General features: G+C 38.5%; 18 protein-coding genes. 8 read left to right on the forward strand and 10 right to left on the reverse strand.

Features of this window, described 5'->3' with window-relative positions; translation table 11 throughout:
* Window positions 1-5: 5 nt before the first annotated feature.
* Window positions 6-1,094, forward strand: a complete 1,089-nt coding sequence (locus tag BM107_RS06700) for an acyl-CoA dehydrogenase family protein (RefSeq protein ID WP_090981552.1) — start codon at window positions 6-8, stop codon at window positions 1,092-1,094.
* 3 nt (window positions 1,095-1,097) lie between these two features.
* Here BM107_RS06700 and msrA read toward each other — a convergent pair whose 3' ends face one another.
* The 7 genes from msrA to BM107_RS06735 all read right to left on the reverse strand — a co-directional run bounded on the left by msrA (window position 1,098) and on the right by BM107_RS06735 (window position 5,986).
* Window positions 1,098-1,637 carry a peptide-methionine (S)-S-oxide reductase MsrA gene (gene msrA / locus BM107_RS06705; RefSeq protein ID WP_090981554.1) on the reverse strand — a complete coding sequence of 180 codons (540 nt, stop codon included), beginning with the start codon at window positions 1,635-1,637 and terminating at the stop codon, window positions 1,098-1,100.
* Window positions 1,638-1,830: 193 nt separating this feature from the next.
* Window positions 1,831-2,880, reverse strand: coding sequence for a hypothetical protein (locus BM107_RS06710; RefSeq protein ID WP_090981556.1), 1,050 nt, complete (start codon window positions 2,878-2,880; stop codon window positions 1,831-1,833).
* Between the two features lie 88 nt (window positions 2,881-2,968).
* Complete coding sequence (locus BM107_RS06715; protein WP_090981558.1) at window positions 2,969-3,850, reverse strand: RsmD family RNA methyltransferase; 882 nt, start codon at window positions 3,848-3,850, stop codon at window positions 2,969-2,971.
* Entirely contained in the window at window positions 3,851-4,237 is a 387-nt protein-coding gene (locus BM107_RS06720; RefSeq protein WP_090981561.1) for a type II toxin-antitoxin system VapC family toxin, read from the reverse strand. It abuts the gene before it with no gap.
* Entirely contained in the window at window positions 4,237-4,479 is a 243-nt protein-coding gene (gene vapB, locus BM107_RS06725; RefSeq protein ID WP_090981562.1) for a type II toxin-antitoxin system VapB family antitoxin, read from the reverse strand. Before vapB ends, BM107_RS06720 begins: the two co-directional genes overlap by 1 nt.
* Before the next feature lie 20 nt (window positions 4,480-4,499).
* Complete coding sequence (locus BM107_RS06730) at window positions 4,500-5,252, reverse strand: ABC transporter ATP-binding protein (RefSeq protein WP_090981564.1); 753 nt, start codon at window positions 5,250-5,252, stop codon at window positions 4,500-4,502.
* Entirely contained in the window at window positions 5,252-5,986 is a 735-nt protein-coding gene (locus BM107_RS06735) for an MlaE family ABC transporter permease (RefSeq protein WP_090981566.1), read from the reverse strand. The genes BM107_RS06730 and BM107_RS06735 overlap by 1 nt, the downstream gene beginning before the upstream one ends.
* A 147-nt stretch (window positions 5,987-6,133) precedes the next feature.
* On the opposite strand from BM107_RS06735, the gene BM107_RS06740 reads away from it, so the two are divergent.
* From BM107_RS06740 to BM107_RS06770, 7 genes are all read left to right on the forward strand, one after another.
* A complete protein-coding gene (locus BM107_RS06740) occupies window positions 6,134-6,823 on the forward strand; it encodes an SDR family NAD(P)-dependent oxidoreductase (RefSeq protein ID WP_090981568.1) in 690 nt (229 codons plus the stop codon).
* A gap of 19 nt (window positions 6,824-6,842) precedes the next feature.
* Entirely contained in the window at window positions 6,843-7,538 is a 696-nt protein-coding gene (locus BM107_RS06745; protein ID WP_159435205.1) for a PspC domain-containing protein, read from the forward strand.
* 4 nt (window positions 7,539-7,542) lie between these two features.
* A complete protein-coding gene (locus BM107_RS06750; protein WP_090981571.1) occupies window positions 7,543-8,523 on the forward strand; it encodes a LiaF transmembrane domain-containing protein in 981 nt (326 codons plus the stop codon).
* 104 nt (window positions 8,524-8,627) lie between these two features.
* Entirely contained in the window at window positions 8,628-9,239 is a 612-nt protein-coding gene (locus tag BM107_RS06755; RefSeq protein WP_090981573.1) for an RDD family protein, read from the forward strand.
* Between the two features lie 615 nt (window positions 9,240-9,854).
* The gene (gene ispG, locus BM107_RS06760; RefSeq protein ID WP_090981575.1) at window positions 9,855-11,834 is read left to right on the forward strand and encodes a (E)-4-hydroxy-3-methylbut-2-enyl-diphosphate synthase; all 1,980 of its coding nucleotides are present in this window, start codon (window positions 9,855-9,857) and stop codon (window positions 11,832-11,834) included.
* 246 nt (window positions 11,835-12,080) lie between these two features.
* Window positions 12,081-13,355, forward strand: coding sequence for a mechanosensitive ion channel family protein (locus tag BM107_RS06765; RefSeq protein WP_090981577.1), 1,275 nt, complete (start codon window positions 12,081-12,083; stop codon window positions 13,353-13,355).
* Window positions 13,356-13,374: 19 nt separating this feature from the next.
* Window positions 13,375-13,713, forward strand: a complete 339-nt coding sequence (locus tag BM107_RS06770; protein WP_134204113.1) for a hypothetical protein — start codon at window positions 13,375-13,377, stop codon at window positions 13,711-13,713.
* Between the two features lie 103 nt (window positions 13,714-13,816).
* Here the strand turns inward: BM107_RS06770 and BM107_RS06775 are convergent, their stop codons facing one another.
* The 3 genes from BM107_RS06775 to BM107_RS06785 form a co-directional block, all read right to left on the reverse strand.
* Window positions 13,817-14,032 (reverse strand): UPF0158 family protein, encoded by a 216-nt coding sequence (locus tag BM107_RS06775; protein ID WP_090981583.1) that lies wholly within the window; start codon window positions 14,030-14,032, stop codon window positions 13,817-13,819.
* Window positions 14,033-14,158: 126 nt separating this feature from the next.
* Window positions 14,159-14,986, reverse strand: coding sequence for an alpha/beta hydrolase family protein (locus BM107_RS06780; protein WP_090981584.1), 828 nt, complete (start codon window positions 14,984-14,986; stop codon window positions 14,159-14,161).
* 550 nt (window positions 14,987-15,536) lie between these two features.
* On the reverse strand, window positions 15,537-15,920 hold the full coding sequence (locus BM107_RS06785; RefSeq protein WP_090981586.1) for a DoxX family protein: 384 nt from the start codon (window positions 15,918-15,920) through the stop codon (window positions 15,537-15,539).
* Window positions 15,921-15,995 lie beyond the last annotated feature (75 nt).

Below are 15,995 nucleotides of genomic sequence, written 5' to 3' on the forward strand. Positions count from 1 at the left end.
CGATCATGAATAAAACATTAAACGCTACATGGCAGGAAAGAGTTAAACCTTATGCTGCAATTTCTGAAGAAATAGGCAAGCTACATCCCGAAATTTTGGAGCTTGCTTATCAGGAAAATTGGTTTAAGCTTTTTGTACCCGAGGTTTATGGTGGCCCAGGGAAGAAACTTCCGGAAATTTTAAGGTTGGAAGAAGAATTAGCGGAAGCCGATGGAAGTTTAGGCTGGACCGTTACCCTTTGTGCAGGTGCGGGCTGGTTTGCCGGATTTTTAAATCCCGAACTGGCAGCAGAGATCTTTGCTGAGCGTGAAGTTTGTTTTGCAGGAAGTGGAGCTGTTGGTGGAGTAGCGGTTAAAACTCAGGAAGGTTATCTGCTTAATGGTAAATGGAGTTATGCCAGCGGTGCATTACATGCCACTATATTTACCGCCAATTGTACCCTCAAAAATGAAAGCGGTGATGATATTTTGGATGAAAACGGATTGCCGGAAGTAAAGTCATTTATCCTCAAAAGGGAAGAAGTGAATATTTTACCAGGCTGGTCGTACTTTGGCTTGATAGCTACAGGAAGCCATGCATTTGAAGTTTGTAATTTAAGCGTGAACGAAAACCGGACCTTTAAAATTAATCAACAAATTGAAGTGACCGATTGCGGGTTTGATTACCCCTTTTTGCAACTCGCAGAAACCACACTAGCCGTAAATAGTTTAGGAATGACCAATCATTTTGTCAGATTGGTTGAACAATCTTTTTATGCCCGTTCTGGACTTGGGAGATATAGCGAATCGCAGATTTTGTTTTTTAACAGTGTGCTTAACGACTGCAAAGCTGAATTGTTAAGCCTACGTACGCAATTTTACCTTTCTTTTGATGAATCATGGGATGAATTAATGAATAAAGGTAAAATTGGAGATGACAAGTTAAACGAGGTAAGCTTAAACAGCCGTAAATTGGCCCATGCCTGTTGGAAATTAGCAGCCATGTTGTTTCCATACTGTGGGTTAGAGGCGGCAAAGAAAGAATCGGAAATCAATAGGGTTTGGAGGGATCTTTATACGGCCAGCCAGCATGCCTTACTTACTTTCGAAAGCTAATTATTACAAGAACCCTGGTTTGACCTGATCTTTAAAATCCACAATAAACTTGTTCAGTTTAGGTTGTATTACAAAAGCGCAGTATGGTTTTGACTGGTTATTGCCATAATAGTTTTGATGATAATCTTCTGCTTCATAAAATTCAGCTACTGGTGCCACTTCTGTAGCAATAGGCCTATCGAAAATATGTTGTTCCGTTAAATCCGCGATCATTTTCTCCGTCTGTTTTTTCTGATTTTCATTTTCATAAAACACTACCGAACGGTACTGTGTACCAACGTCATTCCCCTGTCTGTTTAAGGTTGTTGGATTATGGGTTTTAAAGAATGCTAATAAAAGCTCGTTGAATGTGATCACATTTTCGTCAAATGTAATTTGAACGACCTCCGCATGTCCCGTATCACCATTACATATTTCCATATAGGTAGGATGTTTTAAATCTCCCCCCATGTATCCCGATGTAACTTGACTTACGCCATTTAAAGTTTGAAAAACGGCTTCGGTGCACCAAAAACAGCCTCCGCCAAATGTTGCTATTTGCATATTCTAAGTTGGTATAAAATCTATTCCAGTTTTTGGATTATTTCAAAAAAAATGCGTTTTTTGACCAATTAGCAAGATTTAAGCTCGTTTATTCCTGCAGGTTGTCAGTGTTGGCTGTCACTTATGAATGGTTTAAGTATGGCAACCAGTTATAATATAAAAAAGCCTGTAATTGGAATTACAGGCTTCGAAGTTATTGATATTGGATATATATCGGTTTTGGTGTTAGCTTTAGCAGTTCTTCAGGGGTCATTAACCGTTTAGGCTCTTTTTTTAGATCGTTTTTATAGAATAGCTTAAAGCCTGTAAACTGTACCGGTTCGCTTTGTATAAAGTGGCGGTAGGTGCCAATTTTTAAATCAGGTTCGCCCCACCCATCCATATGCACAACGACCTGTACTTCAGGACGTAGTTTTATGTTAGCTGAATTGGTTACCATCTTTTTTGTAAAACGGTGCAATACAAATACTTTTGGAGGTAGATTGTGCTTTTTAACAATATCGGCCAGGTATTGTGTCACATAATTTACGTCTGCCGCATCATATGTGCCAATCTTCTTGCCAGGCAATGAACCATCTTTCATTGAAAATTCCGGGTCGATACCTAAATGTACATAAGGCAGTTCAAGATATTTTTCGATGTGTGGCAATTCTGCTTTTATGGTACTTAAAGCGACCTGAAGATCTAAAAACACGATGGTATTAGGTTGCATTTTGGCAATTTTCAAAACAGAATCGATCTGTTTGTTGCCCATCCTGTTGATGTATTTTCCATCTTTTCCTGGTGTCCCGCTAGCTACAGCAGCAATATAATGTAACCCTGGTTGTACAGGCGTAGATGGATCAGCTTTTTCCCAGTGTTTAACTTCAGCATTCAGGCGTTGCCACATTTCTTTAGGTGCATATTCGCCCAGCGCACCCATTTTTTTTGAATGCAGGTTTCCATAATAAACAACGATACGTTTAAAAGGTAAAATTGCCCCAGCCAAAGGGTACGGTTGTTTTTTTACCGGCCATTTGCCTGTAGTATCTCCGTTTGCCAGTTTTTTAACCAATGAATCGTAAAGTTTTGGATCAACCGGTTTCATAACATTGGCGGTTGAGTCTGTCTTCTTTTTGGTGGTATCGGTGGAGAAGATTTTACCAATGCTGCTTCCGCCTTTACTGTCTGAATTGCAGTTGGCAAATAAGCTTATTGCGGCAAAACCAAGTATTACGGTGCCTGCTAATTGAGGGAATTTCATAGATATATTAGATAATTAAAATTTAGTCTTTTCCGGACCGATGAAAGTAGGGCGGAAATCTGGTAGTTTAAAATAAAGTAATCAACATTTACACATTACAGAATTTACCAAAAACACCTAATGGCAACTTAATGCCGGAAGTAGCCTGTAAATAAAGTTCTCCTGTTTCGAGGTTTTTAACCGCGGGAAAAGAAGTACGGATTAAATTTTCAACAATTACGGAAGAGAACCCCAGCGAGTAAGTATTTAAGATAAGAAAGTGTTCTTTTTCATCTAATAACTGTACAACATCCTGCATCATTTCCTGGATATGATCTTCCAGTTTCCATTTCTCTCCATTGGGGCCGTGGCCATAAGCTGGTGGGTCTAAGATAATGCCATTGTATTTCTTGCCCCTTTTTAGTTCTTTTTTTACATATTTTAGCGCATCCTCAACCATCCAGCGGGTATCTTTCAATCCCGAAAGTTCCTGGTTTTCATTTGCCCAGGTAACTACCTGTTTAATCGAATCTACGTGGGTAGTTTCTGCACCTGCTGCATTTGCAATTAGTGATGCAGCACCAGTATAGGCGAAAAGATTTAAAACTTTAGGCTGTGGTGTTTTAAACTTTTTAATTGATGAGGAAATAAAATCCCAGTTTACGGCTTGCTCCGGAAATACACCCACATGTTTAAATGAGGTTAAACCTAAGCGAAGTTTAATGGCAACTTCATTATTTTTATATTCTACGTGCCAACGGTCTGGGATGGATTGGTTTTTTTTTACCCATTCGCCGGAAGTTGCCGAGCGGCCTTTAAAAGTAATATTGGCAGTTTTTTTCCAATCCTGTTCTGATAATGTTTTTTTCCATACCGCCTGAGGTTCAGGACGGATCAGGATTACGTTTCCAAAACGTTCTAATTTTTCAAAATCCCCGCAATCTATCAGTTCATAATCTTTCCAGTGGGTGGGGGCGAGTAATTGTATCATTTAATTAAATAACTTTAAATTTGGATAATTGACAATGTATTGATCGTCAGTTATCAAGGTCAGCTCATCTGCTAATGCCTGTGCAATAATCAATCTGTCAAATGGGTCTTTGTGAATTAAAGGTAAAGCCAAATACTGATCAAGATGTTGTTTTTGAATATTCAATACTGAAATGCCGAAATTGCTGATTACCTCATACATCTCTTCTAAGTTTCTGGTAATAATCAGTTTACCTATATTGAGTTTTATAATGATTTCCCATAAACTGGCAATACTGATAAATTTTTCATTTTCGAAATCTATAATGCTGTCTATTGTCGATTTATTAAGATTACGATCTTCATTGATCAATGAAATGAAGATGTGGGTATCTAGTAAAAGCCGCATTACATGTAATCTTTTAAATCATCTATCGGATCGTTAAAATCCTCAGGAATGACAAATAGACCTTTTGCAGCACCATACAAGCTTTTTGGCTCTTCAACAACATTTGCTTGTTCATTTGCCGATTTAGGGAAGCTCTTCGAATGTTTGGCTTTTAAAAAATCAATAAAATCTTCTACCTCGTTTACCATGTTTTCTGGTAAGGTTTCCAATTTGTGAATGATATTTTTAGTTGCCGTAGTCATATACAAATATACGATTTTTCTTAAAACTTGTCTTTTGCGGCTTTCATGAAGCGACTGGCAAATACGAAATCGTTCAGTTCCTGAATGTCGGTATGGGCAATTTCCTTATTGCTGCCTTCCCAGAATTTCTTTCCTTCATGCAGAAACAGAATGTAATCGCCAATCCCCATTACAGAGTTCATATCGTGCGTTACTACAATGGTGGTTGTTTTATATTCTTCAGTAAGTTCCTTGATCAGTTCATCAATTACGATGGAAGTTTTCGGATCCAGGCCTGAGTTGGGCTCGTCACAGAAAAGGTATTTTGGGTTCATCGAAATGGCACGTGCAATACCCACACGTTTTTTCATACCACCAGATAATTCTGCCGGAAATAATTTGTTTTTGCCAGCCAGGTTTACTCTTTCCAAACAAAAATCAACTCTTTCAAGCTTTTCCTTTCTGCTTTGATCAGTAAACATGTTTAAAGGAAACATGATGTTCTCTTCAACCGTCATGCTATCAAACAGGGCGGAGCCTTGAAATAACATGCCGATTTCTTTACGTACCTCGATACGCTGTTCATAGGTCATAGGTGTAAAGTCGCGACCATCGTACAATACCGATCCAGAATCTGGCTGGTGCAAACCTACCATACATTTTAGCAAGGTTGTTTTTCCCGATCCGGAACCGCCAATAATTAAGTTGGTTACACCCTCTTCAAACTTTCCGGAAATGCCTTTTAATACATCGTTTCCAGAGAATGACTTATAAATATCTTTAATTTCGATCATTACAATAACAATTGGGTCACGATATAATCGCAAGCTAAAATAGAAATACAGCTAATTACAACAGCCCTTGTACTGGCCTGAGAAACTTCAAGTGCACCACCGCGAACATAAAATCCTTCGTACGCCGGAACGGACGTGATGATAAATCCGAATACAAATGCTTTTACCAGAGCAACGGTAATGGTATAAGGGTTAAAATCGGTGGTAATACCTTGAATATATTCTGCTGGTGTTACCGCGCCGGAAACCGAACCGCCGATATAACCACCGGTAATGCTTAAGAACATCGAAATAATAACCAACATGGGTACCATGGTAATGCCCGAAATGATTTTAGGAAGAATTAAATATCCTGGCGCATTAATACCCATAATTTCCAATGCGTCAATCTGTTCGGTAACCCGCATAGAACCGATTTCAGATGAAATGGCCGAACCGATTTTTCCTGCCAGTACAATCGCGCTAATGGTTGGACTCAATTCCAGTATGCTCGAATCACGGTTCACAGAGCCGATAATGGTTTTTGGAATAAAATCACTAACCAACTGGAAAGCAATTTGTAAAGTCATTACTGCGCCGATAAAAGTAGAAATAATAGCAATTAAACCTAAAGAGCCCACGCCAACATAATCCATCTGTTTGGCGATTTCTTTCAGGTAAATTTTCATTTTTTCCGGCCTTCTGAATACAGACTTAAGTAGCAGGATGTATCTGCCGAAATTGGTAAAATTCATTCCGTATATATTTGCTTAATTTAAATGATTATTCTATACTACTACAAAGAAACGATAAAAAAGTTGGAGCGCTTTGCTAATTACAAAAATATTCGTGGTTTTGAATATAATTATGGTTTTTTGTTAACAAAAATTAAACCATAAATAATGAAAGCGGTAATAACCGGTGCAACTAAGGGAATTGGTAAAGCTATTGCGGCTAAACTTGCCCAAAACAGATACGATTTAATTTTAGTAGCGAGGAGCTTGAGCGACCTCAATAAACTTCGGGAAGAGTTAACCCCTTATGGGAATGTTGTTTTTATCCACGCGGCAGATTTTTCAGCTAAAGAAGAAGTGTATGCGTTTTTAAATTCGACTACAATTAATCTCGATCAGGTAGATGTTTTAATCAACAATGTAGGCGGCTTTTTTCCCGGCAGTATGCTTGACGAGGATGACGAAACCTTTGAGAAACAACAACATTTAAATACAAATGCCACTTATTATCTGAGCAAATTTTTTGGAAAAAAAATGCGCTCAGCCAAGCAGGGCCACATATTCAACATTTGTTCGGTGGCAAGTAAGGTGCCTGCAAAAAATGCCGGAAGTTATAGTGTAACAAAAGCAGCGATGTTGAGTCTTAATCATGTATTGCGGCAAGAGTTGGCACCTCACGATGTTAAAGTAACAGCATTTTTGCCAGGCGCTACCAAAACTTCATCATGGGAAGGCACGACAATTCCAGATGAAAAATTTGTACAGCCTGAAGATATTGCAGAAACATTATTTACCATTTTGAACTTAAGTAAAGGGGTAAATGTAGATGAGGTTTTAATTACTCCGCTCGATTTTTAAACACAAAATGAACAATATTATGGAAAAGAAGCTTTTTAGAAACGAACACGATAAGATGATTGCCGGTGTAGCTTCGGGACTTGCAGATTATATGCAGGTTGAGGTTACCATAATCAGGTTGTTATTTGCATTATCGGCCATATTTATGGCAGGAGGTGGCTTAATTGCCTATATCATCATGTGGATTATTGTTCCGGTTAACAATGATCCGGCAGCAAGGTTTTCCAGATTTAATGATTATTTTGGTAATAAAAACCCAAATTCACAGCCGTTTGGAACAACCGATCCTTTTGCAGGTCCCAATAGCCAGGCAAACCAGAATTGGACCCAACCGGTAGACGGCACGCCGAAAACACCTTTCGAAACCCAGCCTGATTTTAGTAAATTCAATAAATCGAATGATACCGGCCGTACTATAGGCGGATTGGTATTACTGGTAATTGGCTGTTTTTTCCTGATGCGCGAAATGGATTTTATACCTGATTGGTTTAGTATCCGTAATTTATTCAGGTACATGTGGCCGCTGATATTTATCGCGTTAGGTATAAGTATTATAGCCAAATCAAAAAGAAAAAATGACTGGGCAGCTTTTCAGCACCAACAGGAAGCTGAAAAACAAAAAACAGCCGATTTTTCTGAAACGATAGTAGAAAACGAACCTGCATCACCGGTTAAAACAGACGATCATTCAACATCCGCTAACCCTCAAGTTTAAAGAAATGAAATTAGATAGATTAATGTGGGGTATCATCCTGCTTTTTATTGGCGGCGTACTCCTACTCGAAAACTTCGGTGTAATCACTTTTTATTGGCGCAATGTCTGGAGCTTTTGGCCGGTATTTTTGATCATAGCAGGTTTAAATATCCTGTTTAATAAAAATAATTCGCAAACAGGAAGCATCATTTCTATTGGTGTTTTAGTGGTGGCCCTTTCTTTTCTTTTTTATAGAGGCCAACAGGTTCCTGAGCGCGGCAGTTGGTGGGGACGTCAGTTTAAGAAAGATGTCGATATTAATATTGAACATAACAACGATGATGATGACGACGATAATAATAGTGATACATCTTTTAACCATTTAAGTTTATCTGAGCCTTTTGTGGCGGCAGACAATGCAAAAAAAACAGTATTAAATATTTCCGGAGGTGGTATATCATTCAACCTGGATGGTGAAACCGATGAGTTGATCAATGCTGACGTAAAGAAAAAACATGGTAACTTTTCTTTAAAGAAATTACTTACCGATAGTGCTACCGTACTGACTTTCCAGATGGATGATAAAAAGAATAAATGGAATTTTGGCGACGGGGGTAATGATGTTAATTTTAAACTGAACAAAGAAGCCAATTGGGATATTTTGATGAAACTGGGTGCTGGTGAAGCCAACTTTGATTTTGCAGATTATAAAGTACGTACTTTCCGCTTTGATGGTGGTGCAGCAGCTTTGGATATCAAATTCGGGGATTTATTACCGATAACAGACGTCATCGTAAAGTCTGGTGTGGCTGATGTAAAAATTAATGTACCTGCAAACTCTGGTTGCCGTATCAAAACCAAAACTGGCTTATCGGCTAAGGATTTCGATGGTTTTGAAAAATTAAGTGATGGTGTTTACGAAACTTCAAACTATAAAATCTCAACCAAAAAAATCTTTATCAATTTAGATGGTGGATTGAGTAACTTTGAAGTAAGCAGATATTAGAAAGGTAGAAGGTTTTAAGGTTGAGGGTGTAAGGCTTTATTCGATCTAACCTTTGTAAATGCTGAACTTACAGTCCTAAAACCGAACAATCCTGATCCAATCCCATGAATCCTGATCAATATACAGTTGTAATTAATGGAAAGCCGCAAGGACCGTATGATTTAAACGAACTGAAAGATTTAAATATCACTGCGAATACTTTTATACGTAAACCTGGAATGGACGATTATAAAGAAGCTCACGCAATGTCCGAATTGCGTGAGCTTTTAAGTTTTACTTATCAAAAAACTGCACCTCAATATTTCGCTGCTTTTGATCAAAGATTATTGGCTTCGGTGATTGATCATTTTATTATTTTCGGCATCTATACCCTAATTATTTTAACCAGTTATATTTTTATAGAAGGGAAAGATCAGCGGATTATGGCTTTTTTAGTTCCTTTTCCGTTGATATTTTTAGTCAAATTAGTTTACGGCAGCATTGCCGAAGCAGCTAAAAGCCAGGCAACTATTGGTAAAAAGCTTTTAAACATTAAAGTAACCGATTTAGAAGGTAGCCAGATTTCTTTTGGTGTTTCCTTTGCCAGGAACTTTTCTAAAATTTTATCCGTAATTCCTGTTTTCTTTGGCTATCTATATAGTTTCCTTAATAAAAAACACCAGTGCTGGCATGATATTGTAGCCAATACTTTGGTAATTAAAGACAGGCTGATCTGATCAGAAAAGCAAGGTTAATGCAGTTGTTATTGTTAGTCGGGCTGTACGCTATATCTTTGGCCCGCCATCATTACCCCAGGCCGACAGCCAAAGGATGCCGCTTCCATCCCGTTTATTAAACCTGGGCTGGTGCAAGTATGCCAAGCTCACCTGACATCAAAATCATTAGACCTGATGGGAGTGGAAATCCCTTTTGGGTTAGACAGGTTTGTTTCATTAAATATTTCTTCCAAAAGGATTGCAACAAACAGCAGGACCGAACTTAACCCATTATCACTGACCTTGCTCTTCAAAAGAGAATGCCAGTTCTTCTATCTACAACACAGGCTCTGATATGTACAGGAAGGCAACACTGGTGCATCTATCTGAGTTACCCGGCACGTGTGCTGGATCTCTGTCTGGTATTCAACTACGCTCCGGCTGACAGCCAAAGAATGCCGCTACCGTCCCTTTTGAAAACCTGGGTGGTGCAAGCATGCTAAACCCAATGCATTTATCAAGCGATACTACTTTTCAGTTTTCGAAAAAATTTAAATGTTGTCCTGAAGCACGGGGTCGATTAATTACAACATTCCAACATTAAAACATTCCAACAATCCTTATCTTTGCAAACAGATGGAAAATATATTGGCAAAACATGATCTGGATGGCGGATATTGCAGCAGTTTAACCGCTTATTCGAGGTACTTAACCCGCGAGGTAAACATTGGTGATATCGCATTGGGTGGACACAATCCGATCCGGATTCAATCAATGACGACCACCGATACGATGGATACTTTGGGTACGGTAGAGCAGACCATCCGCATGGTAGAATCCGGCTGTGAATATGTGCGTATTACTGCACCAAGCATTAAAGAAGCCGAAAATCTGGCCAATATTAAAAAAGAACTGCGTTTTCGCGGTTATAACGTTCCATTAATTGCCGATATCCATTTTACACCAAATGCTGCCGAAATGGCTGCCCGTATTGTAGAAAAAGTACGGGTTAACCCAGGCAACTATGCAGATAAAAAGAAATTTGAAAACATAGAATATACGCAGGACGCTTACAATGCGGAGTTAAGCCGGATTTATAAAAAGTTTATCCCTTTGGTGAAAATCTGTAAAGAATACGGTACCGCCATGCGCATTGGCACCAACCATGGTTCACTTTCTGATCGGATTATGAGTCATTATGGCGATACTCCACGGGGTATGGTCGAATCGGCAATGGAGTTTATCCGCATGTGCGAAGACCAGAATTATTATAACCTGGTGATTTCAATGAAAGCCAGCAATACACAGGTTATGGTTCAGGCCTATCGCTTACTGGTAGAAACTATGGCTAAAGAAGGGATGAATTATCCTTTGCATTTGGGTGTAACTGAAGCTGGCGACGGTGAAGACGGTCGAATTAAATCAGCCGTTGGTATCGGAACTTTATTGGAAGACGGTTTAGGCGATACCATCCGCGTTTCTTTAACCGAAGATCCTGAATTTGAAGCACCGGTAGCTAAAGCTCTAGCAGACCGTTATGCTTTAAGAAGTCCGAAGTCCGAAGTCATAAGTCCGGAGTCGATAGCTCATCGCTCATCGCTGAGCGCTCCGCGCCCTACTTATAGTCCTTACGAATACAACCGCCGTATAACTACTCCTGTACAACATATCGGCGGACATCACCATCCGGTAGTGATGATTGATGTTTCGAAAGAAAATTTAAAAGATCCTTATTTTTTAAGTTCGGTTGGTTATCACTATAGTGCAGGTTTAGATAAATATAATCTGGCAGATCAGGCTTGCGATTTAGCTTATTTAGGAGATAATCTGCCATCTTTCTCTTTCCCGGGAAATTTAAAACAGGTTTATAATTACCAAACGTGGCTAAAACTTCAGGATAACAATAACTGTCATCCGCTATTCTCTTTAGAAGAATTTATCAAAGCTGATCATAAAGATGATCTGTTAAACTTTGTTGAGGTTGATGCGAAAGCATTCCAACTTTCCAATATTCCAACATTTGAACCTAATGTTGTCCTGATTTTAAAAACGTCTGCATCACACGGCATGGCTGAACAAAGGGCCCTTTTTGTTGAATTGCAGGAAAAAAATATTCAGGTTCCGGTAATTATAAAAAGAACTTACCAGGATGTAGATGCCGATCATTTAATGCTTTATGCTGCCACCGATCTTGGTGCCCTGCTTACTGATGGTTTTGGCGATGGGGTTTGGATTGATGCTGAAGGACAAAATCTTTCACTGATCAATTCAACCAGTTTCGGCATTTTGCAGGCCACCCGAACAAGAATCAGTAAAACAGAGTACATCTCTTGCCCCAGCTGCGGACGAACGCTTTTCGATCTGCAGGAAACCACGCAATTGATCCGTTCCCGTACCGACCATTTAAAAGGAATAAAAATAGGCATCATGGGCTGTATTGTTAATGGTCCCGGAGAAATGGCTGATGCGGATTATGGCTATGTAGGTACCGGACCCGATAAGATTACGTTATATCGTGGCAAAGAAGTGGTAAAGAAAAATGTAACCACAGCTTACGCTTTGGATGAACTGATCGATATCATCAAAGGAGATGGCAACTGGGTAGAAAAGGTTTAATTGTTATTGTTGGAATGGCAAAGTAAGCCCTGGTCTGTGTCCTCACAGACTGCTATGCTGTCATCCTGCGCAGTGAAGAATCCATATACTGGTATTGCCGAGTTATAAACTACTGCGGCATTATCAATACTAGCATATTTTCAACATCGATATTCTCACAGAAGATTCTTCATTGCATCCGATAGCAATCGGATCAGAATGACAAGACCATTTAATTTTCTAACCAATAAATCCTAAATTGCCTTGATGAAGATTCCGGAGTTTCAATACCTCTTTAATGAACTTAAAAACTGGCTGGCCGGTAAAGGCCTTGCAGGTAACGAACTCATTTATTCTTATTTTCTGATCGGGCTTGTTGCAGTTATTTTATTCTTATTTGTAACCATTTTGGTAACCAGACAGGTGTTTATCGTTGTGGTAAAAAGGGCCAAAACTAAGTCAGACTGGCAAAAAGCGTTATTCGAATTTCGTGTTTTTAGGGCTTTTGCCTTAATTTTTGGCGCTTATATCATTTATAATGTTGTTCCATACCTTTTTGTCTATTTTAAAAACTGGCATTTTTATGCTTTGATTCTGGCAAAAATCTACATGGTTTTGGCTGTCATGTTTGCTGTAAATGCGTTTTTGAATGCGGTGGTTTCTATCATGGAATCATCAAAGAAATATGCCGATAAACCCATCAGAAGCTATAAACAGGTAGCTAAAATTGTATTTTACATCGTTGGTTTCGTACTTATTCTTTCGATTATTCTTGGCGAATCTCCGGTATATGTTTTCGGTGGTTTTGGCGCAGTAACAGCTGTTTTTATCCTGGTTTTCAGAGATCCTATCTTAGGTTTTGTAGCATCGGTACAAATGAGTGCTATTGATCTGGTTAGGGTTGGCGACTGGATCACAGTAGAAAAATATGGTGCCGATGGCGAGGTAACGGAAATTAATTTAACCACCATTAAAGTGCGCAATTGGGATAAAACCGTAACCATTGTGCCAAGTTATGCAATAGTTAGTGAATCGTTTAAGAATTGGCGGGCGATGGAAGAAAGTGAAGGCAGGCGGATTAAACGGCATATCAATATTAAAATTTCGAGTATTAAATTCTGCGATGAGGAACTGATCGGTAGGTTGCAGAGCATCGATTTTCTTAAAGATTACCTTCGGGAAACCCAGGCTTTTATTGAACGTTACAATGCAGAAAATACAGTAAACCCTAACAATCTGGTGAACGGTCGCCACATGACCAATATTGGTACTTTTAGGGTGTATGCAGAAAAATATCTGGAAAGCAATCCCTATATCAATAAGGAGCTTACTTTTATGGTGCGCCAGTTGCAGGCCACAGAAAATGGACTGCCGATTGAAATTTACGTGTTTTCTAAAGAAAAGGCCTTAAAGCGTTTTGAAGAAGTAGCTGCCGATATTTTTGACCACTTGCTGGCAGCGGTACCATACTTCGACTTAGAGATTTTCCAAAGCCCGAGTGGTAGCGATATGCGTAATTTTGTAAGGAGAGGGGATGATTAATGTCTTCGAAATCAATGCTATGGAAATAAAAATTGCAACAAATATTGACACGGATATATTTTATGCAGTAATTAAATTCTTAAAAGAAAATGGTTGGGAATTAACTATCGAATATGATGAAAATCTTTTTGATAAAGGAGTTGATTTTGATTTTTATCGATTTGAAAAAAATACAGAAACCGTATTATTAGTATGGAATAACTGGTTCGAAGGAGAAATTAAAGCAACTAAAGAAATACTGAATGAAATTGCTAAACATTTTAACTGCACCTTAGAATACGGAATTCCAGAATATTTACACGAGCAGAATATAATTAATGATTTGAAACCACTACTTAAATTCAAAAAGAAGCATTAATCAGTTTCGTATTTAACCATATAATCGATACTGTCTTTTACATAATCAGTCATTCTTTGGTTCTTGAAATCAAACCATAATTGTCTATATTCTCCTGAATTGTCTATATCATATTTAATTCCCTAAAATGTTTTCTCTTACTAAGTGCCGCTATCAATATAGCTTTTATCCGGGTATTATCGGGTAGCTCAGCTGTAAATTCCTCCATAAACTTGAATGATTCCCTTGAATCTGGATGCTCAATTGCTATGTACTCTTTCGGATTTGTTTCTATCTCTTTAACGTCTTCATCCCATGTATCGGAGTCGTTATCCTGCATGAGTTGATTGTTTGGCAGGAAAATCAATCTATTGTTGTTAATATTCCATAGGTATACAAAACCGCAGTCAATATTTTCTGCTATTTCTTTAATTTGTTCTTGAGTTAAAGGAGTTATAACATTTAATTATTTTTCACCTAAAAATATTAAAACCTTTTCACAAACCTTAAACAAAAGCGGTGGTAAAGTTTCATTAGTGTAAGGCTGTGTCGCCCCATAAACATGGTTGGCACCTTCAATTTTAACCAGCCTGCTGCCAGGGTTGGCTTCTGCCAAGGTTTGCGCGGTTTCGAAAGGAACATTGACATCATCATCACCATGTATAATTAACCAGGGGATGTTGATGCGCTTTGCTGCATCTATAATATTTAAAGTCGCTGCATTTTCTTCCAGATCTTCTAATAAGGTAACATTTAGCGGCATTTGTTCTTTGGTGCGGGCGTTGGTTACAAAGATCTTCCCGGTTTTTTTCCATTCTGCCTCCTGTTCTTTTTTCCAAAGACTATCAAAAGCCGCAATAGCACTCCAGGTAACCAGTTTGTTGATCCTCAAATCATTTGCTGCTTCTATAATTGATAATCCACCGCCACGGCTATGTCCTATCAGGTTCACCTTTGTGTCTTTACCATAAGCTTTCTCAATAAAATCCAACACTGCATTGATATCAAAGAGTTCTTTCGATACCGTGTTGCTGGCAAAAGCTTCCAGGTCGTTAACATCTGTTGGGGCATCAACCGGAACCCCGCTATGCGATAAATTAAACTTGACGTAACGGTAACCATTACTGGCAAAATACCTGGCAACCAAGTTATGCGCGCCCCAATCTTTAAAACCTTTAAAGCCATGTACAAAAAGTACGATTGGAGTATTAGGGTTTTTTTCATCAAAAGTAATGTCGCCAATAATTAATTTTCCGTCTGCACCGCTAAGGCTAAAATTGCTTTGTGTAATCATAATTTTAAGGATTGGTATAAAATATAAACCTACAAAATTTCATTTTGTTGTGTGCTTTTGTATTGGCTTGATGGTATTGTTGTGATGCAGGAACCAATAAAACCGTTCGCAGAATCAGCAAAATGTTCTCTAAAAAGGATAGTCGTAAAAATACTTTTTGATGCAGGCCTTCGAAAAGTTCAGGCCGAGGTTCACAAAAGATTGGAACGAATAATAGAGACTAAATTAAAAATGAAATGATGGCTACGCTTGCAAACTGCGTTTCTTCATTCTCCTTCCATGGCTTGTGTTCTTATAAACTGCTGATAATTTTTTCTTTCCACAGTTGTGCGTTAACTAAACCTGACAGCAGCGAAAATCATTTTTGCTGGCAGTAACCCACCAACCACGCTCGTCTGCATCCGATAGAAACAGGTACCTTCACAAAAGCAGTACCTTAACCACAAAAAGATTGAAGCGGATGGCAGGGCTGAAGCAACCGATGAACGCCGGAACCTGCTTTTCAGAAAAAATTTTTTTGCTAGGGAAACACGGCGTAAAATAAAAACTGTTAGGCCATTTTTTTAAAATAATAGCCTGCCCAGCCTATAAACAAGAATTGAAGTGGTAACCTAAGCCACGCGATTAGTGGCGTAATTAATATTTGACCCAGCATAAAGGGTGCCTGTTGGATCATGTAAATATGTGCAGGCAAAAAGGCAATCAACATCATTATAATGAGTAGTGCGGCAAATTTCCTGGTTTTATTAATCAACAATAACAGCCCTGAAATAATTTCTAATATTCCAGAAAAATAAATTAAAAAGCCAGGTGCAGGCAACCATTTTGGCATGATTACGTAATATACCTCAGTGGATAAAAAGTGGTTGCATCCAGCCAGAATGTAGAAAAGTGCATAAATCCAAAGGAAAATTTTATAAATTGGTCTCTTCATAATGGATCGGTATAGGGTTTAAATCTTTGGGTTTGCTATTTAAAACCGTTCTAAATTGATGTAAATTACAGGTTA

This window comes from Pedobacter suwonensis (genome assembly GCF_900111825.1).
GTDB lineage: Bacteria > Bacteroidota > Bacteroidia > Sphingobacteriales > Sphingobacteriaceae > Pedobacter > Pedobacter suwonensis.